Source organism: Streptomyces sp. NPDC028928, from assembly GCF_055564915.1.
The window spans coordinates 113,226-131,339 of the sequence record NZ_JBVHVI010000003.1 but is presented as its reverse complement, the minus strand read 5'-3'; the positions used below and the strand labels follow the sequence as shown (position 1 = coordinate 131,339).

General features: G+C 71.3%; 17 protein-coding genes, 1 pseudogene and 1 riboswitch. Of the genes and pseudogenes, 9 read left to right on the top strand and 9 right to left on the bottom strand.

Annotated elements, in window-relative coordinates; translation table 11 throughout:
• Positions 1 to 146: 146 nt before the first annotated feature.
• On the bottom strand, positions 147 to 350 hold the full coding sequence (locus ACZ4U1_RS09660) for a hypothetical protein (RefSeq protein WP_467901659.1): 204 nt from the start codon (positions 348 to 350) through the stop codon (positions 147 to 149).
• 114 nt (positions 351 to 464) lie between these two features.
• Between ACZ4U1_RS09660 and ACZ4U1_RS09655 the strand changes: the two genes are divergently transcribed.
• From ACZ4U1_RS09655 to ACZ4U1_RS09640, 4 genes and pseudogenes are all read left to right on the top strand, one after another.
• Positions 465 to 1,304, top strand: coding sequence for a helix-turn-helix domain-containing protein (locus ACZ4U1_RS09655; protein ID WP_467901657.1), 840 nt, complete (start codon positions 465 to 467; stop codon positions 1,302 to 1,304).
• Positions 1,288 to 1,545, top strand: a complete 258-nt coding sequence (locus ACZ4U1_RS09650) for a DUF397 domain-containing protein (protein WP_467901655.1) — start codon at positions 1,288 to 1,290, stop codon at positions 1,543 to 1,545. The genes ACZ4U1_RS09655 and ACZ4U1_RS09650 overlap by 17 nt, the downstream gene beginning before the upstream one ends.
• A 1,067-nt stretch (positions 1,546 to 2,612) precedes the next feature.
• Positions 2,613 to 3,516 (top strand): annotated as a pseudogene (locus ACZ4U1_RS09645) (hypothetical protein).
• A 59-nt stretch (positions 3,517 to 3,575) separates the two neighbouring features.
• Positions 3,576 to 4,253, top strand: a complete 678-nt coding sequence (locus ACZ4U1_RS09640; RefSeq protein WP_467901653.1) for a Uma2 family endonuclease — start codon at positions 3,576 to 3,578, stop codon at positions 4,251 to 4,253.
• A gap of 92 nt (positions 4,254 to 4,345) precedes the next feature.
• Here the strand turns inward: ACZ4U1_RS09640 and groL are convergent, their stop codons facing one another.
• From groL to thrC, 4 genes are all read right to left on the bottom strand, one after another.
• Positions 4,346 to 5,968, bottom strand: a complete 1,623-nt coding sequence (groL, locus tag ACZ4U1_RS09635) for a chaperonin GroEL (protein ID WP_014673417.1) — start codon at positions 5,966 to 5,968, stop codon at positions 4,346 to 4,348.
• 299 nt (positions 5,969 to 6,267) lie between these two features.
• Positions 6,268 to 6,471 (bottom strand): cold-shock protein, encoded by a 204-nt coding sequence (locus tag ACZ4U1_RS09630; RefSeq protein WP_004986573.1) that lies wholly within the window; start codon positions 6,469 to 6,471, stop codon positions 6,268 to 6,270.
• A 449-nt stretch (positions 6,472 to 6,920) separates the two neighbouring features.
• A complete protein-coding gene (locus tag ACZ4U1_RS09625) occupies positions 6,921 to 7,196 on the bottom strand; it encodes a MoaD/ThiS family protein (RefSeq protein ID WP_004000249.1) in 276 nt (91 codons plus the stop codon).
• A 148-nt stretch (positions 7,197 to 7,344) separates the two neighbouring features.
• The gene (gene thrC / locus ACZ4U1_RS09620) at positions 7,345 to 8,628 is read right to left on the bottom strand and encodes a threonine synthase (protein ID WP_467901651.1); all 1,284 of its coding nucleotides are present in this window, start codon (positions 8,626 to 8,628) and stop codon (positions 7,345 to 7,347) included.
• Positions 8,629 to 8,646: 18 nt separating this feature from the next.
• Positions 8,647 to 8,789, bottom strand: a riboswitch (SAM riboswitch).
• 156 nt (positions 8,790 to 8,945) lie between these two features.
• Between thrC and ACZ4U1_RS09615 the strand changes: the two genes are divergently transcribed.
• Positions 8,946 to 9,890, top strand: coding sequence for a glucosyl-3-phosphoglycerate synthase (locus ACZ4U1_RS09615; RefSeq protein WP_467901650.1), 945 nt, complete (start codon positions 8,946 to 8,948; stop codon positions 9,888 to 9,890).
• A 74-nt stretch (positions 9,891 to 9,964) separates the two neighbouring features.
• A complete protein-coding gene (locus ACZ4U1_RS09610) occupies positions 9,965 to 11,404 on the top strand; it encodes an alpha,alpha-trehalose-phosphate synthase (UDP-forming) (RefSeq protein WP_467901648.1) in 1,440 nt (479 codons plus the stop codon).
• Between the two features lie 4 nt (positions 11,405 to 11,408).
• Here ACZ4U1_RS09610 and otsB read toward each other — a convergent pair whose 3' ends face one another.
• Genes otsB through ACZ4U1_RS09595 form a run of 3 tightly spaced genes read right to left on the bottom strand, consistent with a single transcriptional unit; the run spans position 11,409 to position 13,852 of the window.
• On the bottom strand, positions 11,409 to 12,266 hold the full coding sequence (gene otsB, locus ACZ4U1_RS09605; protein ID WP_467901646.1) for a trehalose-phosphatase: 858 nt from the start codon (positions 12,264 to 12,266) through the stop codon (positions 11,409 to 11,411).
• A 36-nt stretch (positions 12,267 to 12,302) separates the two neighbouring features.
• Positions 12,303 to 12,527 carry a DUF3263 domain-containing protein gene (locus tag ACZ4U1_RS09600; protein WP_467901645.1) on the bottom strand — a complete coding sequence of 75 codons (225 nt, stop codon included), beginning with the start codon at positions 12,525 to 12,527 and terminating at the stop codon, positions 12,303 to 12,305.
• A 50-nt stretch (positions 12,528 to 12,577) separates the two neighbouring features.
• Positions 12,578 to 13,852 (bottom strand): ABC transporter substrate-binding protein, encoded by a 1,275-nt coding sequence (locus tag ACZ4U1_RS09595; protein WP_467902256.1) that lies wholly within the window; start codon positions 13,850 to 13,852, stop codon positions 12,578 to 12,580.
• A 112-nt stretch (positions 13,853 to 13,964) separates the two neighbouring features.
• Between ACZ4U1_RS09595 and ACZ4U1_RS09590 the strand changes: the two genes are divergently transcribed.
• The 3 genes from ACZ4U1_RS09590 to ACZ4U1_RS09580 all read left to right on the top strand — a co-directional run bounded on the left by ACZ4U1_RS09590 (position 13,965) and on the right by ACZ4U1_RS09580 (position 17,121).
• Positions 13,965 to 14,906, top strand: coding sequence for an ROK family protein (locus tag ACZ4U1_RS09590; RefSeq protein WP_467902254.1), 942 nt, complete (start codon positions 13,965 to 13,967; stop codon positions 14,904 to 14,906).
• Positions 14,906 to 16,066, top strand: a complete 1,161-nt coding sequence (gene nagA, locus ACZ4U1_RS09585; protein WP_467901643.1) for an N-acetylglucosamine-6-phosphate deacetylase — start codon at positions 14,906 to 14,908, stop codon at positions 16,064 to 16,066. The genes ACZ4U1_RS09590 and nagA overlap by 1 nt, the downstream gene beginning before the upstream one ends.
• Positions 16,067 to 16,188: 122 nt before the next feature.
• Entirely contained in the window at positions 16,189 to 17,121 is a 933-nt protein-coding gene (locus tag ACZ4U1_RS09580) for a 1-phosphofructokinase family hexose kinase (RefSeq protein WP_467901641.1), read from the top strand.
• Here the strand turns inward: ACZ4U1_RS09580 and ACZ4U1_RS09575 are convergent.
• A complete protein-coding gene (locus tag ACZ4U1_RS09575; RefSeq protein WP_467901639.1) occupies positions 17,118 to 18,050 on the bottom strand; it encodes a CBM35 domain-containing protein in 933 nt (310 codons plus the stop codon). The genes ACZ4U1_RS09580 and ACZ4U1_RS09575 overlap by 4 nt on opposite strands.
• Positions 18,051 to 18,114: the final 64 nt, after the last annotated feature.

Genomic DNA, 18,114 nt, shown 5'->3' with positions numbered 1-18,114 from the left:
CGCGGCCCCTACCGCCTCCGGCGGACAGTCCCACTCCCGCCCGCCACCTACCGGCCGCAGCTGCACGTACCCGCCGAGGTGCCCCATCACCTCGCCGATCCGCCCGGTCCGGACGTCGACGACGTACGCCCCGGTCACAGCCCCGCTCACCCCAGCCCCCTTTGTGCCGCACCCCGCAGGGCCGCGGCCAGCCGCGAGGCCACGCCCAGGTTGCAGCGCCCCAGGTCCACCAGGGCGTACGGCTCCTCATGCGCCGCCGACACGGGATCGACCCGGAGCGAGGGCAGGCTGATGCCGACGCCGTACAGGGCGGCACGCAGTTCTTCCACGGCCTTCTCGGTCTCGTCCACCCGGTTCAACCTCCACGGTGAGTTCTCGATTCGTCACACAGGGTGTCGGGGTGCGGTCTAGCCTGGCCAGATACGACGCCCCAACAAGCTGTGCTGGTGAACCGGGAGTTGCTCATGCCTGGACCCAAGGACCTCGACCCGTCGTCGTCGCCCCGTGCGCTGCTGGGAGCGGAGCTGCGTCACGCGAGAGAGAAGGCCGGCCTGAGCCAGGAGGAACTGGGCCAACGGCTGTTCGTGAGCGGATCGTTCATCGGACAGCTGGAGGCGGGGACCCGGCGGATGCAGCCGGAGATGGCCCGGGTGTTGGATGAGGTGTTGGGGACGGGGGACTTCTTCACGCGGAACTGCACGGCGGCGGCCAAGTCGAAATATCCGGAGCACTTCGCGGAGGCGGCGGAGGCCGAGGCTCAAGCGACGGCGATCAGGCAGTACGCGTCGCTGCTCATCCCGGGACTGCTCCAGACGCCCGCTTACGCACGGGCCGTGTGCCGGGCTTACCAGCCCACGGCACCCGAGAACGAGATCGACAAGCTGGTGACCGCTCGCATAGAGCGCGCCCAGATCCTCGACCATCCAACAGACCCTTTGTTGTGGTCGGTGATCGATGAGGCTGCGCTGCGGCGGGTGACGGGTGGGCCCGACGTGATGGCAGAGGCTCTGCGCCATATCGCCGACCTGGCCCGCCGGGGGCGTGCCATCGTGCAGGTGCTGCCGTTCGGGGCGGGGGCGCACGCGGCGATGGAGGGCTCCATCAAGCTGATGGACTTCGAGGACGCCCCTCCGCTGGTGTACTTCGAGGGGGTGGGTACCGGACGGCTGGAGGACGACCCGGCCATCGTCAGGCACCAGCGGTTCACGTACGAACTCCTCACGGCGTGCGCACTCTCGCTGGAGAAGTCCCTGGTCCTCATCGAGACGATGGCGCAGGATTACGCACATGAGGACCATCCCTGAGCACCTGCTGGACACGGCCACCTGGCGCAAGTCCAGCTATAGCGGTGGTGACGGCGGCGATTGCCTGGAAGTCGCCCGCTGGCGCAAGTCGACCTACAGCGGCGGCAGCGGCGGCGATTGCCTGGAAGTCGCCGACGGCCACCCCGCCCTCGTCCCCGTACGCGACTCCAAGGTCCCCCACGGCCCGAAGCTCGTGTTCCGGGCCGAGGCCTGGGCCGCCTTCACCTCTTCCTTCAAGTGACCGTTGGGCCGCGGCCCGAAAGAGCAGTGGCCCACCCCGGCACCGGGCCCCTGGGTCGGCCGAACACACCCGGTCGGCAAGGGCGCGCGGTCGCGCCTCGCCAGCACGCCGGGGCGGCTTCGCGGCTTCCCCTGGGACTCATGGGCCTCACTGACCCTGCTCTAGGCGGTGATTGGCAGATTTGTGCCACGGTCCGCAGCAAAGGTGCAGGTCAGGGGGACGGGTGACCGGCGGAGGTGGCCCAAATCCGCCAATCACTGCCTTCGTGTGACCTAAGGGGCTGGTGGGAAACCGCAGCAGACCCCAGCGGACCCAGTGTGCAACTCCTGCCCCGCGGCAGCCCCAGCCCACAACCGCAGCGCGCCCCCAAGCCCGCAGCCACAAGCCGCCCCGGCCGCATCCCCACCGCGCCCGGCCGCTCCCACCCAGCCCCCCGGCCCACGCCCCACCCCTCGCCCCACCGGCCGCAAGCCGCTATGCCGACCCGGCGTGCAGGCGAGACGCGACCGCGCACCCCACCCACCCACCGCTCGCCGCCAAACCCACCCGGCGTGCTGGCGAGGCGCGGGCGCGCACGCCCCACCGGGCGGAAGCCGCTGAGCAGACCCGGCGTCCATGCGAGGTGCGAGCGCGTGCCCTCGCCGACGGTGCGCAGCCAGCCCACCCAAGGGCCCGGTGCCGGGCTGGGCAACCGGCTTTCCGGGCCGCTCGCTCGCTTCTTGCCCGGGCTGGAGCGAGGTGTGTCAAGGGTGGGCCGGAGGCCCATCGGCGAAGCCGACGCGCAGCGCCCTTGACTCGCCTCGCGGAAGCCCGACACTGGCCGAGAAGCGGGCGGCCCCAACAGCCACGTACCAACTCCCGGGGCTCAAGTCCCCAGCTCCGAGCGCCCTTTACAAGGAACGGGTGTGGGTCCCAACCCACCCACCCACCCCGCGAGTTGACTTCACGCGTTCGACTTGTGACGCACTGTCACGACGCTCTAGCGTGCCCGCATAACGAACAGCCCCCGCCCGGTGCGGCAACACCTGCGGGGGCTTGACCGACGAGACCGGAACGGCCCCGATCCCATGGCTGAAGCCAAGCTTAGTGCCGCCTCCCTCCCCGCGCACGCGTCCCCGCACCCCATGTCCAATCCGGGTTACGGCAAGCGCTCCGCGCCCGACCGACTTCCGCGCACGAAGCACGACTTCACGCATCTCCCGCCCCGCGAAGCCGCCATCGCCGCCTACATCGACCGGCTCCCGAACGGCGCCGACATCTCGGTGAAAACGCTGGCCAAACACCTCCCCTACGGCCAGTGCGCCCTCCGCACCGCCCTCAACCGCCTCCAGCAGGCCGGGCACTTGAGGCGGGGACGGGAGCGGCTGGAGACGAAGACAGGCGGCTCGCGCTGGATCACCCGATCGTGGTGGTCTCGTACGGCACGTGACGACAGCTGGTGGGCGAGGTTCACCCGGGGCGACGTACCGGAACCGGAGCCGCCGCCGGGGGCGCCGGGCGAGCGCGCCCGTCCCACCCGCTCCCGCGCCCACATCCTGCTCGCCGCGCTGGGGCGTACGGCCCCGGTGCTGTCCCTCTCCGCCGCCGACTGCACCGCCCTCGCCCCGCTGCTGACGGAGTGGTTCGTGCGCGGTGCCACCGACGAGGGCGTGATCCGCACGCTGACCGAGGGCCTGCCCGCCTCCGTCCACCACCCCGCCGCCCTGGTCCGCCACCGCCTCACCGCCAAACTCCCCCCCGGAACCGGAACCGGAACCCGTCCCCCGCCCACCCCGCCGCGTCCTGGAGTGCGCGGAATGCGGCGTGCCGGGGCGGCCGGAGGCGCTGCCGGGGGGCGTGTGCAGACGGTGCCGGGGTGAACGCGCCCCCGCCCACCCCCATACGCCCCTGCCAGCCCCCGCAGTCCACGCCCGCGCGGGTGAGATCCGGGCTGCGATGTCTCTGAGGCGACAAGAGAGGACACCCGTGTGACCGCACCTACGGTCCGACGACACCACTCCGGGGCACGATGGAGGGGAGGAGGCGACGCCATGACCCCCAGCACCGCCCAGCGCCCGCAGATGTCCGTCGAGGACTTCGAGGAGCTCGCCCGCAGGGCACCGGAGAACGTACAGCTCGAACTCATCAACGGACGGCTGTACGTCAAGGGCGACCGTATCTCGCCCGAGGACTTCGAGGAGCTCGCCCGTCAGGCACCCGAGGGCGTCAAGCTCGAACTCATCGACGGAAAGCTAGAGGTCAAGCCGTTGCCGGACCAGCGTCACCGGGCCATCGTCGTATGGCTCAGCCGGCTGTTCATGCAGCGACGTCCCGACCTGGCTCTGTACCCCGAACAGGGACTCAAGGTCGGGGCCTACCGCAAGGGGCACGCCTGCGCTGACGGTGCGCTGGCACCCTTCGATCACTTCATCGCCCAGGAAGGAGACTGGGCGGACCCCGACGGCGTCCTCATGGTCGTGGAAGTCACCTCTCGCGACCGCGACACCGACCGACGCGACCGCATCGACAAGGTCCGTGGCTACGCCGAAGCCGGCATCCCCGTCTACCTGCTGATCGATCGGGACGTCGACGAGCTGGTCGTACACAGCAACCCCGTGGGCGGTGTCTATCAGCAGCGCCCCTCGTACCCGTACGGCGCCACCGTCCAGCTTCCTCCGCCCGTGAGCATCGACCTCGACACCGAGAAACTCAAGGACTACGCCGACTGAGCCACCCGGAAACGCCCGAAGGCGGCACCCCCAGCCAGAAGCTGGACGTACCGCCCTCGGTCCGTAGGACAGGCGATCAACCCTCAGGTCGATCAGAAGTCCATGTCACCGCCCGGCATGCCGCCGCCGGCCGGCGCGGCGGCCTTCTCCGGCTTGTCGGCGATGACGGCCTCGGTGGTGAGGAACAGCGCGGCGATGGAGGCGGCGTTCTGCAGCGCGGAACGGGTCACCTTCGCCGGGTCGATGATGCCCTCGGCGACCAGGTCGACGTACTCGCCGGTCGCGGCGTTCAGGCCGTGGCCCGGGGTGAGGTTGCGGACCTTCTCCACCACGACGCCGCCCTCGAGGCCGGCGTTGACGGCGATCTGCTTCAGCGGGGCCTCCAGGGCGATGCGCACGGCGTTGGCGCCGGTCGCCTCGTCACCCTCCAGCTCCAGCTTCTCGAAGACCTGGGAGGCCTGCAGCAGGGCCACGCCACCACCGGCGACGATGCCCTCCTCGACGGCCGCCTTCGCGTTGCGGACGGCGTCCTCGATGCGGTGCTTGCGCTCCTTCAGCTCGACCTCGGTCGCGGCACCGGCCTTGATGACGGCCACGCCGCCCGCGAGCTTGGCCAGGCGCTCCTGGAGCTTCTCGCGGTCGTAGTCGGAGTCGCTGTTCTCGATCTCGGCGCGGATCTGGTTCACGCGGCCGTTGACCTGCTCGGAGGAGCCGGCACCGTCGACGATGGTGGTCTCGTCCTTGGTGATGACGACCTTGCGGGCGCGGCCCAGGAGGTCCAGGGTCGCGTTCTCCAGCTTGAGGCCGACCTCCTCGGAGATGACCTCGCCGCCCGTGAGGATGGCGATGTCGCCGAGCATGGCCTTGCGGCGGTCGCCGAAGCCCGGGGCCTTGACGGCGACGGACTTGAAGGTGCCGCGGATCTTGTTGACGACCAGGGTCGACAGGGCCTCGCCCTCGACGTCCTCGGCGATGATCAGCAGCGGCTTGCCCGACTGCATGACCTTCTCCAGGAGCGGGAGCAGGTCCTTGACCGAGGAGATCTTGGAGTTGGCGATGAGGATGTACGGGTCCTCGAGCACCGCCTCCATGCGCTCCATGTCGGTCGCGAAGTAGGCGGAGATGTAGCCCTTGTCGAAGCGCATGCCCTCGGTGAGCTCGAGCTCCAGGCCGAAGGTGTTGCTCTCCTCGACGGTGATGACGCCTTCCTTGCCGACCTTGTCCATGGCCTCGGCGATCAGCTCGCCGATCTGGGTGTCGGCGGCGGAGATGGACGCGGTGGAGGCGATCTGCTCCTTGGTCTCGACGTCCTTCGCCTGCTCCAGCAGGGCGGCGGAGACGGCCTCGACGGCCTTCTCGATGCCGCGCTTCAGGGCCATCGGGTTGGCGCCGGCGGCGACGTTGCGCAGGCCTTCCTTGACCAGGGCCTGGGCGAGCACGGTCGCGGTGGTCGTACCGTCACCGGCGACGTCGTCCGTCTTCTTGGCGACTTCCTTGACCAGCTCGGCGCCGATCTTCTCGTACGGGTCCTCGAGCTCGATCTCCTTGGCGATGGAGACACCATCGTTGGTGATCGTGGGGGCGCCCCACTTCTTCTCGAGGACGACGTTGCGGCCCTTGGGGCCGAGCGTCACCTTCACGGCGTCCGCGAGCTGGTTCATGCCGCGCTCGAGGCCGCGCCGCGCCTCCTCGTCGAACGCGATGATCTTGGCCATGTGAAGTGGTCCCTCCAGGACTGGGGGTGATTCCTTCGGACCGCGCCCGCGCCCGCGACGGACGGCTCGCCGGCCTCGTGGTTCCTTGCCCCACCTGGCCCGCGGGCCTCACCGACCCGGTCCTTCACTGTCACTCTCACCTTCAGAGTGCTAACGCCAATGATTAGCACTCGGCATGGTCGAGTGCAAGCGCCTAGGGGGGTACGGCGCCCCCGTCAGCCGCCCGCGAACAGAGGCGTCCGGGGACGGCGAAGGGCCCGCACCCTCTGCGAGGTGCGGGCCCTTCGTACAAGAAACGTTCAGGCGGTGACGCGAACCATGTCGGCCTGCGGGCCCTTCTGGCCCTGCGAGATCTCGAACTCGACCCGCTGGCCCTCTTCCAGGGTGCGGTAGCCGTCCATCTGAATCGCGCTGTAGTGGACGAAGACGTCCGCACCACCGTCGACCGCGATGAAGCCGTACCCCTTCTCCGCGTTGAACCACTTGACGGTGCCCTGAGCCATGCCTAACTCCCCTATTACTGGCCCTTGCACAGATCCACACTTCGCGGACCCGGGTCAGACCTCACCCCCCATTGGTCGGGGGCGTGCGCCGGAACGCGTCGACCGCGGCTGAATGTATCTGTCCAACTGCCGTCTGCAACAGGTCAATCGGACGAGAATTCTGGACGCGAGCGGTCCGGAATCTGGGGAGAATTCACCCGAATTCGGGGCAAGTCGGGCCCCATAAAAGCCGCAAAAGCCACAGAGAACCCCCACACTTTGGCTACTTCTTGTCGGGGCGCGCGGCATGTTTCCAGGGCCCGTGACTCGAAGGTCCAGCCCGTGTTCCCCAACTCTACCGCGCTCAATCACACAGAATTGCCCCCTCCGCTTCTCTCACGGAGGGGGCAATCCGATGAACAGCCGGTAATCGGCGTTACCGACGGTAATGAGCGGACATATGGACGGGCTCAGCCGCCCGCGACCGCCGGAATGATCGACACGCCGGCGCCGTCGGGCGTCGCCGTCTCCAGGCCCTGCTCGAAACGGACGTCGTCGTCGTTGACGTACACGTTCACGAACCGGCGCAGCTTGCCCTGGTCGTCCAGCACGCGCGCGGCGATGCCCGTGTGGTTCTTCTCCAGGTCGGCGATGACCTCGGCGAGCGTCGCGCCCTCGGCGGCGACCTCGGCCTGCCCGCCGGTGTAGGTGCGCAGGATGGTGGGGATGCGAACGGTCACGCTCATGCGGTGAGACCTCCGGTCGGGTTCACGGGTACGGCGGGGCAGCGCCCCAGGGGCTCGGGGCTGTGGTGAGTGTGCGGCTGCCGCCGCGCGGGCGCGACCGGCCACCACCGGTACGCGGGCCCGGTTCGGCCTTCCGGCGGAGCGCCTGTCATGCGAGGCCGGCCTCTCGGAAGGAGTCCAGGGTCGGGCGGATGGTGGCGGTGAGGCCGGTCCCGGCCACCGCGTCCAGGGTCTTCAGGCCGTCGCCGGTGTTGAGGACGACCGTAGTCTTCGCCGGGTCCAGCAGGCCCTCCTTGAGCAGCTTGCGGGTGACGCCGACGGTCACGCCGCCGGCGGTCTCCGCGAAGATGCCCTCCGTGCGGGCCAGCAGCTTGATGGCGTCCACGACCTCCTCGTCCGTCACGTCCTCCACGGCACCGCCGGTGCGGCGGGCGATGTCCAGGACGTACGGACCGTCGGCCGGGTTGCCGATGGCCAGGGACTTGGCGATGGTGTTCGGCTTCTGCGGGCGGACCACGTCGTGGCCGGCCTTGAAGGCGGTCGACACCGGGGAGCAGCCCTCGGCCTGCGCCCCGAAGATCTTGTACGGCTTGTCCTCGACCAGGCCGAGCTTGATCAGCTCCTGCAGACCCTTGTCGATCTTGGTGAGCTGGGAGCCGGAAGCGATCGGGACCACGATCTGGTCCGGGAGCCGCCAGCCGAGCTGCTCGCAGATCTCGTACGCCAGGGTCTTGGAGCCCTCCGCGTAGTACGGCCGCAGGTTGACGTTGACGAAGCCCCAGCCCTCGCCGGCCGGGTCGCCGATCAGTTCGGAGCAGAAGCGGTTGACGTCGTCGTAGTTGCCCTCGATGCCGACCAGCTCGCCGCCGTAGACCGCGGCCATGACGACCTTGCCCTGCTCCAGGTCGTGCGGGATGAACACGCAGGACCGGAAGCCGGCCCGGGCGGCGGCGGCGCCGACGGCACCGGCCAGGTTGCCGGTGGAGGAGCAGGAGAGGGTGGTGAAGCCGAAGGCGCGGGCGGCCTCCAGGGCCTGGGCGACGACCCGGTCCTTGAAGGAGTGGGTCGGGTTGCCGGAGTCGTCCTTCACGTACAGCCCGCCGGTCACGCCCAGCTCGCCCGCCAGGTTGTCGGCCTTGACGAGCTTGGTCCAGCCGGGGTTCAGGTTGGGCTTGTCGGCGACGTCCGCGGGCACCGGCAGCAGCGGCGCGTACCGCCAGATGTTCGCGGGACCGGCCTCGATGCGACGGCGCAGTTCCTCGGTGTCGTAGGCGGAGAAGTCGTAGGCGATCTCGAGTGGGCCGAAGCACTCCTCGCAGGCGAAGACCGGGCCGAGCGGCACGCGGTGACCGCACTCGCGACAGCTCAGTGCCGCGGCGGGGCCGAGGTCGACGGTGGATTCGCTGGAGGTGGCAACTGTCTGCACAGCCATGTGAGGCGAGGCCCTTTCTCCTCATCTTCCTCACGACGCATCTCGCCGTGAGACGGATTTGGCACCTTCCCTAGCCGGGAGCCTCGCTTGGAAGACGAGAATCGGCTGGAGGGTTGCCGGGGCTTCATCGGGCCGTGTCCCTCTGCCCCTCTGGATGAGCGGTATGCGGTTGTGGACGCCGGTCGACCCCCGACATGCGATGGTCATCGGCGTTGTTCAAGACTGTAACCGAAGGCCAGGACAGTTGAGATAGTCGTCCGAACCGCGAGATGGATCACACGGTGACGTGTGGTCGTGACAGTGAGGAGCCGCCGACCGTGCTGGAAGAAGTCGAGCGCTGGCTGAGCACCCGCTCCTGGTCCGTGGCCGACCGCCCGCTGCACCAGGTCCTGGCCGCCAAGCAGCGCACGGGCCAGACGATCAGCGTCGTCCTGCCCGCCCTCAACGAGGAGGAGACCGTCGGCGACATCGTCGCGGTCATCCGGCACGACCTCGTGGAGCAGGCGCCGCTCGTCGACGAGATCGTGGTCGTCGACTCCGGCTCCACCGACCGCACGGCCCAGGTCGCCGCGCGCGCCGGCGCCCGGGTCGTCCACCGCGACGACATCCTGCCCCGCATCCCGGCCGTCCCCGGCAAGGGTGAGGTGCTGTGGCGCTCGCTGCTGGTGACCAGCGGGGACATCGTCTGTTTCATCGACGCGGACCTGAAGGAGTTCTCCTCCGACTTCGTCACCGGGATCGTCGGCCCGCTGCTGACCGACCCGGACGTCGACCTGGTCAAGGGCATGTACGACCGCCCGCTCGCCGGCAGTGCGGGGCAGGGCGGCCGGGTCACCGAACTCATGGCCCGCCCGCTGCTGAACATGCACTGGCCGCAGCTGGCCGGGTTCGTGCAGCCGCTGGGCGGCGAGTACGCGGCCCGCCGCTCCCTGCTGGAGCAGCTGCCGTTCCCCGTCGGCTACGGCGTGGAGCTGGGCATGCTGGTGGACGCGCTGCACCTGGTGGGCCTGGACGCGCTGGCCCAGGTCGACGTGGGCGTGCGCAAGCACCGGCACCAGGACGGGCAGGCGCTCGGCCGGATGGCGGCGGCGATCTACCGCACGGCCCAGCTGCGGCTCGCACGCGGGCACCTCGTCCGGCCCTCCCTCACCCAGTTCGAGCGGGGCGAGGACGGGTTCGAGCCACGCACCTACTCGGTGGACACCGAGGAACGGCCGCCCATGGTGGAGATCGCGGAGTACGCCGAGCGGAAGGTGGCGTGAACAGGCCGTATACGGTCGCCCCGCCGGGCGGGCGGCACGTTTGAGTGTTTCCGGGCCGGGCTAGGTTGAGGCGTATGGCTTCCACGCGTGGTGCTGTCGACAAGGCTCAGGTGCTGGTCGCGTCGAATCGCGGCCCGGTCTCCTATCAGGTGGGCGAGGACGGTGCGCTGCACGCCAGGCGAGGCGGCGGCGGACTGGTCTCGGGACTGTCCGCCATCGGGTCGGACGCCGGCTCGGTGTGGGTGTGCGCCGCGCTCGGCGACGGCGACCGGGCGGCGGTGCGGCGCGCCGATGGCGGGCTGCTGCCGGCCGAGGACACCGGCGGGCAGCGGGTGCGGATGCTCGACATCGACGCGACCGTGCACGCCGAGGCGTACAACGGGATCGCCAACTCGGTGCTGTGGTTCGTCCACCACATGCTGTACCAGACCCCGCTGGAGCCGGTCTTCGACGCGGAGTTCCGGCGGCAGTGGGGGTCGTACGAGGCGTACAACCGGGCGTTCGCCGAGGCGCTGGCCGAGGAGGCGGCCGAGGGCGCGGCGGTGCTGATCCAGGACTACCACCTGGCCCTCGCCCCCCGGATGCTCCGCCGGCTCCGTCCCGACCTGCGCATCGGCCACTTCTCGCACACCCCGTGGGCACCGCCGGACTACTTCCGTGTGCTGCCCGACGACATCGCGGCCGAGCTGCTCGGCGGGATCCTCGGCGCGGACCGGGCGGCGTTCCTCACCCGGCGGTGGGCGGACGCGTTCACCGACTGCTGTCACGCGGTGCTCGGGCCCGGCATCCCGTCCGGCACCCGGATCGGGGTGCACGGGCTCGGCGCGGACGCCGACTTCCTGCGCGAGCGGGCGCACCGGCCGGACGTGGACGAGCGGATGGCGGCGCTGCGGGAGGAGATCGGGGAGGGCCGCCGGACGATCGTCCGGGTGGACCGCACCGAGCTGTCCAAGAACATCGTGCGCGGGCTGCTGGCGTACGAGCAGCTGCTGGAGGACCACCCCGAGTGGCGGGAGAAGGTCGTCCACGTGGCCTTCGCCTACCCGTCCCGGCAGGACCTCGCCGTGTACCGCGAGTACACCGCCGAGGTGCGACGGGTCGCGGACGAGATCAACGAGCGGTACGGCACGGCGGGCTGGACGCCCGTCGTGCTGCACGTGAAGGACGACTTCGCCCGCTCCCTGGCCGCGTACCGGCTGGCCGACGTGGCGCTGGTGAACCCCATCCGCGACGGCATGAACCTGGTCGCCAAGGAGGTCCCGGTCGTCTCCGACGCGGGCTGCGCGCTGGTGCTGTCGCGGGAGGCGGGGGCGTACGAGGAGCTGGGCGAGGACGCGTTCACGGTGAACCCGTACGACATCGCGGGGACGGCGCGGGCCCTGCACGAGGCGCTGACCCTGCCGGCCGGCGAACGGGCGGAACGCTCGAAGCGGCTGGCGGCCGCGGCGACCGCGCTGCCGCCGGCGCGGTGGTTCCTGGACCAGCTGGACGCGCTGACCGATCAGCCGAGCTGAGCGGTCAGCCGAGCTGAGCGGCCAGCGTCCTGAGCAGCTCCACGACCCCCTCCGGGCCGTTCACCACCAGGTCGGCGCGTTCCGCCAGTTCGGTGACCTCGGTGCTGCCGCTGCAGACCAGCAGGCCGGGGGTGCCGTCGGCGCGGAGTTCCTCGACGGCGGCGAAGGCGGGCAGGTCGCCGAGGTCGTCGCCGGCGTAGACGACGCAGCCGGCCTGGAGGGTGCGGGCGTGGTCGAGGAGGGCCACGCCCTTGTCCATCCCGGGCGGGCGCAGCTCCAGGACCATGCGGCCGGGCTCCACGATCAGGCCGTGCCGGCCGGCGAGGTCGGCGAGGGGGGCGCGCAGGGCCTCGAACGCGGCCTGCGGGTCGGCGGCGCGGCGGGTGTGCACCGCGAGCGCCCGGCCCTTCTCCTCGATCCAGGTGCCCTCGCCGGCGCCGGCGCGCCGGAGCAGTCCGGGCAGCTCGGCGCGGACGGCGGCGACGCCGGGGTGCGGGGGCGGCGCGGTGACGGTGCCGGTGGCCGCGTCCCAGCGTTCGGCGCCGTAGTGGCCGAGGACGGTGAGGTGCTCCAGGCCGGGGACGCCGGCGAAGCCGCCGTAGCGGACCGCGACCTCGGGCGGGCGGCCGGTGATCACGGCGACGGAGGCCACCTCGGGCGCGAGCGCGGCCAGCGCGGGTACGGCGCCGGGGTGCGCGCGGGCCTGCTCGGGGTCGGCGACGATCGGGGCGAGCGTGCCGTCGAAGTCGAGACCTACGAGGGCGGTGCGGGGCTTGGCCAGCAGTGCGGCGAGTCCGTCCCGGCCGGCTCGGGTGCGCGGGGTCGGCAGCGGGTGCCGGGGGTCCGTGGTGTGGGTGCCCATACGGCGACCCTATCCACGAGGCACCCGGTCCACTCCTCAGCGCTCGGCGCGGCGGGCCTCTCTCATGCGGCGGAGGCGGTTGACCGTGACCGGGTCGTGGGCCAGGGCCCGCTCGTCGTCCAGCAGGGCGTTGAGGAGCTGGTAGTAGCGGACGGGGGACAGGTCGAGTTCCTCGCGGATGGCCCGTTCCTTCGCGCCGGGGCCGGGGAAGGCCCGGCGCTCCAGCGCAAGGATCGCTTTTTCGCGGGTGCCCAGTTCCATGCCCGCCACCGTAGCGGCGGGCACGGACAACGGGCCTAGGGGGTTTCCCCCTAGTTCGCGTTGCTGCTGTCGGCCGCCGTGGCCGCCGACTGCAGGCGGGTCAGCACGCCGGCGGGGCTGCCGCCGGGGGCGACGGCCTGGCCGATGTCCTGCTTGACGGAGGCGCTGACCGCCGCCCAGGAGGTCTTGCCGACGGGGTACAGCTCGGAGGTGGGCAGCTGCTCCAGGAAGGGGTGCAGGGCCTTGTCGGTGGACGCGTTCGACGCGGCCATCGTGTTGGAGGCGGAGCCGGTGACCGGCAGCAGCCCGTACGTGCGGGAGAAGTCGAGGACGTTCTTCTCGGTGTAGACGAAGTCGAGGAAGTCGCCGATCTGGTCGGCGTGCCCGTTCTGCTTGAAGCCCATCATCCAGTCGGCGACGCCCATGGACGCCCTGGCCTTGCCGGTGCGGCCCGGCATCGGCACCATGCCGAACTTCACGCCCTTCTTGGACGCCTGCTGGATCAGGGTGGGGTGCCCGTTGAGCATGCCGACCTGGCCGTCGGCGAACGCGGCGAAGGCGTCCGCGCGGTTGAGCTTGCCGGGTGCGACCGGGCCGGTCAGGCCCTTGCCGACCAGCTCGTCCTTGAGCCAGGTGAAGGTCTCCACGTTCGCCGCGGAGTCGATGGTGTAGGTGCCGATCTCGTCGGTGTAGCCGCTGCCGCCGCCGAGCAGCCACTGCATGGTCTCCGCCTGGGCCTCCTCGGGCCCGAGCGGCAGGGCGTACGGGTACTTCACGCCCTTGTCCTTGAGCGCCTTCGCGTCGGCGGCGAGGTCGTCCCAGCTGGCGGGCGGGGTGATGCCGGCCTTGGCGAACAGGGTCTTGTTGTAGAAGAGCACGCGGGTGGAGGCGGCGAAGGGGATGCCGTACTGCGTGTGCTTCCACTCGCCGGCGTCGGAGAGCTGGGAGAGGAAGTCGGCCTGGGTGCGGATGGAGAGCAGGTCCGAGGCCGGGTAGAGCTTGCCCGCGGCGGCGTAGTCGGCGTAGGCGCCGATCTGGGCCATGTCGGGGGCGTGGCCGGCGTCGACCATCTCCTTGACCTTGCGGTCGACGTCGTTCCAGGAGTAGACGCTGACCTCGACCTTCACGCCCGAGTGCTGCTTCTCGTACTCCTTGACCAGGGCGTCCCAGTACTTCTTGGAGCTGTTCGCGGCCGAGTCGCCGTAGTCGGCCGCGACCAGTCTGAGGGTCACGTCGGAGGAGCCCGTGCTCCCGCAGCCGCCGAGGACCGCCGTCATGCCCAGTGCGGACACCACCGCGATCGTTCCTGCCGTACGCCGACGCACGCTCAAAGCCCCAACCCTGCTGTCTGACCGTTCAATATGTGGACACATAAGGTCTACACCACGTGAGTGGACTAGACCTCTCCCGGGTAGGAGGGTCACACTAGGCCCCGTGGTGAGACATGTCATCGCCCTCGACGTGGGCGGTACCGGGATGAAGGCCGCCCTCGTCGGCGACGACGGTGCGCTGCTCCACCGCGCCCGCCGCGCCACCGGCCGCGCACGCGGCCCCGAGGCCGTGCTCGCGGGCATCCTCGACTTCGCCGCCGAGCTGCACGCCCACGGCGTCGAGCAGTACGGCGAGAGCGCCGGCGCGGCCGGCATCGCGGTCCCCGGCATCGTCGACGAGCGGACCGGCACCGCCGTCTACGCGGCCAACCTCGGCTGGCGGGACGTACCCCTGCGCTCCCTCCTCGCCGACCGGCTCGGGGTGCCCGTCGCCCTCGGCCACGACGTGCGCACCGGCGGCCTCGCGGAGGGCCGGATCGGCGCGGGCCGCGGCGCGGACCGGTTCCTGTTCGTGCCGCTGGGCACCGGGATCGCCGGCGCCATCGGCATCGACGGGCGGGTGGAGGCCGGCGCGCACGGGTTCGCGGGCGAGATCGGCCACATCGTCGTACGCCCCGGAGGCGCCCCCTGCCCCTGCGGGCAGCGCGGCTGTCTGGAACGGTACGCCTCCGCGTCCGCCGTCAGCGAGGCCTGGGCGGCGGCCTGCGCAGACCCGGACGCGGACGCGGCGGACTGCGCCAGGGCCGTCGCGTCCGGCGACCCGGACGCCGTCCGGGTCTGGCGGGAGGCGGTGGACGCGCTCGCCGACGGACTGGTCACCGCGCTCACCCTGCTGGACCCCCGCACACTGATCATCGGTGGCGGGCTGGCCGAGGCGGGGGAAGTGTTGTTCCAGCCGCTGCGGGACGCCGTCCGGCGACGGGTCACCTTCCAGAAACTGCCGGCCATCGTCCCCGCCGCCCTCGGCGACACGGCCGGCTGCCTGGGCGCGGGGCTGCTCGCCCGGGATCTCCTCGACACCCCTGACCCCTCGGAGGTAACCGCCTGATGGCTTCCAGCTTGGTTCTCGCAGGTGCCCGGGTGGTCCTGCCCAGCGGCGTGGTGGACGACGGACGCGTGGTCGTCCAGGGTACGAAGATCGCGGCCACGGCCGCCGAAGACGCGAAGGACGCCGTGGGTGCCGGGACCCTCGACGTCTCCGGCCACTGGCTGGTCCCCGGCTTCGTCGACATCCACAACCACGGCGGAGGCGGAGCCTCCTTCTCCGGTACCGCCGAGGGCATCCTCACCGCCCTCCGCACGCACCGCGCGCACGGCACCACCACCCTCGTCGCCTCCACCGTCACCGACGAGATGGACCTGCTGGTCCGCCAGGCCGGCCTGCTCAGTGAGCTGGCCGAGCAGGGCGACATCGCGGGCATCCACTTCGAGGGGCCGTTCATCTCCCCGTGCCGCAAGGGCGCGCACTCCGAGGCGCTGCTGCGCGACCCGGACCCGGCCGAGGTCCGCAAGCTGATCGACGCGGCGCGCGGCAAGGCGAAGATGGTCACCCTCGCGGCCGAACTGCCCGGCGGCATCGACTCCGTACGGCTGCTCGCCGAGCACGGCGTCATCGCGGCGATCGGACACACGGACGCCGGCTACGAGCAGACGGTCGAGGCGATCGACGCGGGCGCCACGGTCGCCACCCACCTCTTCAACGCCATGCCCGCCCTGAACCACCGCGCGCCCGGCCCGATCGCCGCCCTGCTGGAGGACGAGCGGGTCACGGTCGAGCTGATCAACGACGGCGTCCATCTGCACCCCGCCGCGCTGGAGCTGGCGTTCCGTCACGCGGGAGCGGACCGGGTCGCCTTCATCACCGACGCGATGGACGCGGCCGGCACCGGCGACGGCCGCTACATGCTCGGCCCGCTGGAGGTCGAGGTCAGCGAGGGCGTGGCCCGGCTGGTCGAGGGCGGTTCGATCGCGGGCTCCACGCTCACCCTGGACCGCGCCTTCCAGCGGGCGGTGACCGTCGACAAGCTCCCGGTGGAGGACGTCGTGCGGGCCCTCTCCGCCACCCCGGCCCGCCTGCTCGGCCTCTCCGACCGCATCGGCTCCCTGGAACCCGGCAAGGACGCCGACCTGGTCCTGCTGGACGCGGACTTCGCGCTGAAGGGCGTGATGCGGCAGGGCGAATGGGTGGTAGCGCCCCAACTGCCCTGATCCGTACCGGTGTCGAAGAGACGGTGGCCGACCCGCGCTCTGGGCCGACCGCCGTCTCTTTGGCATGATCGTGCCCCCGGAAACCGAGACAGGCGCACAGACTTCGAGGGAGGTCGGCCCGGGTGATCCTCACGGTCACGCTGAACACCGCTCTCGACATCACCTATCGCGTACGGTCGCTGCGCCCGCACACCTCGCACCGGGTCTCGGAGGTCACCGAACGCCCCGGCGGCAAGGGCGTGAACGTCGCCCGCGTGCTGGCCGCGCTCGGACACGCGGTGACGGTCACCGGGTTCGCGGGCGGGCCGACCGGCGAGGTGCTGCGGGCCGGGCTCGCGGACGTGCCCGGGCCCGTGGTGGACGCGCTGGTGCCGGTCTCCGGGGCGACCCGGCGCACCATCGCGGTCGTGGACGAGCTGACCGGGGACACCACCCAGCTGAACGAGCCCGGGCCGCAGATCACCCCCGCGGAGTGGGGCACCTTCCTGGACCGCTACGAGGAACTGGTGCCCGGCGCCTCGGCGGTGGCCCTGTGCGGCAGCCTGCCGCCGGGGGTGCCGGTGGGGGCGTACGCGAACCTGGTCCGCACGGCCCGCACGGCCGGCGTCCCGGTGCTGCTGGACACCAGCGGCGAACCGCTGCGCCGCGGGGTGGCGGCCAGACCCGACATCATCAAGCCCAACGCGGACGAACTGGCCGAACTCACCGGCTCCCACGAGCCGTTGCGCGCCACCCAGGACGCCCGCCGGCGCGGCGCCCACGCGGTCGTCGCCTCCCTCGGCGCGGACGGCCTGCTCGCCGTCACCCCCGAGGGCCGCTGGCGCGCCGCCCCACCGGCCCACGCCCACGGCAACCCGACCGGCGCCGGCGACTCGGCGGTGGCCGGCCTCCTCTCCGGCCTGGTGGAACACCTCCCCTGGCCGTCCCGCCTGATCCGCGCGGCCGCCCTGGCGACGGCCACGGTACGGGCGCCCGTGGCGGGCGAGTTCGACCGGGCGGCGTACGAGGAACTGCGGGAACGGGTGACGGTGACCGGAGGGGTCAGCGCGGCCTAGCTGTCCTTCTTGACCTGGCCCGGCTTCAGCTTGACGTTGCTGATCAGGGCGTTGCACTTGTCGCCGGCGCCGCAGGAGATGGAGATCGTGTTGGGGCCCTGCTTCAGGGTCGGCCACACGTAGGAGTAGGTCCAGCCGTTGGCGAAGTCGCCGTCCTTGGCGTGCCGGTAGTTCTGCATGTCCAGCTTGCTGCCGAACGGGGTGCCGTTGACGGTGACCGACATCGACTGATCGTCGCCTGCCGCGCTGTAGTACACGAACAGGGTGTACGTGCCGTCCGACGGGGCGTTGACGTTCCAGGTGACCGAGGCGCCGGGCTGGTTGAGCCCCGTCACATAGCTGCCGTCGGAGGAGGTCGCGCCCTTGACGTCCGAAGCTTTCGACGCACCGCCGACCGGCGTGAGCGCCGAGGCGTCCGACTTCATCGAGTCGCTCGCCGCCGAGTTGCTGCTGGACGGGCTCGGCTTGCCGCTCTGGGACTGGGTCGGGGTCGGCTGGGCCTCGTTGCCGGACTTGTCGTCGTCCGTGTTGCCGTTGATCATCGCGACGCCGATGCCGATGACGACCGCGGCGACCACCGCGATCGCGCCGATCAGCAGACCCTTGGTGTTGGGACCGCGACGGCCGGGCGCGGGGGGCGCGGGGTGGCGGGAGGACGGGGCGCCGCCGGGCAGCGTCTCCGGGGCCTGGTAGTGGGCGTTCGGGTGGCCGTAGGCACCCTGCTGCTGAGGGGCGGTCGGCTGCGCACCGTAGGGTGCCTGCTGCGCGCCGTAGCTGCGCTCGCCGACCGTGCGCACCCTGCTGACCGAGTTCGGGTAGCCGTAACCGCCGGACGGCGGCTGGGCTCCCCGGGCCTGGCCGTCTGCGTACAGGTAGCCGAACGGGTCGTCGTCCTCGGGCGTGCTCGCGCCGTTGTCGCCGGGCGTCATCCCTTGGTACTCCTCAACAGGTGCGGGCGGATGCGGTAGGGGTTGGAATGGCGAGCCTACCCGC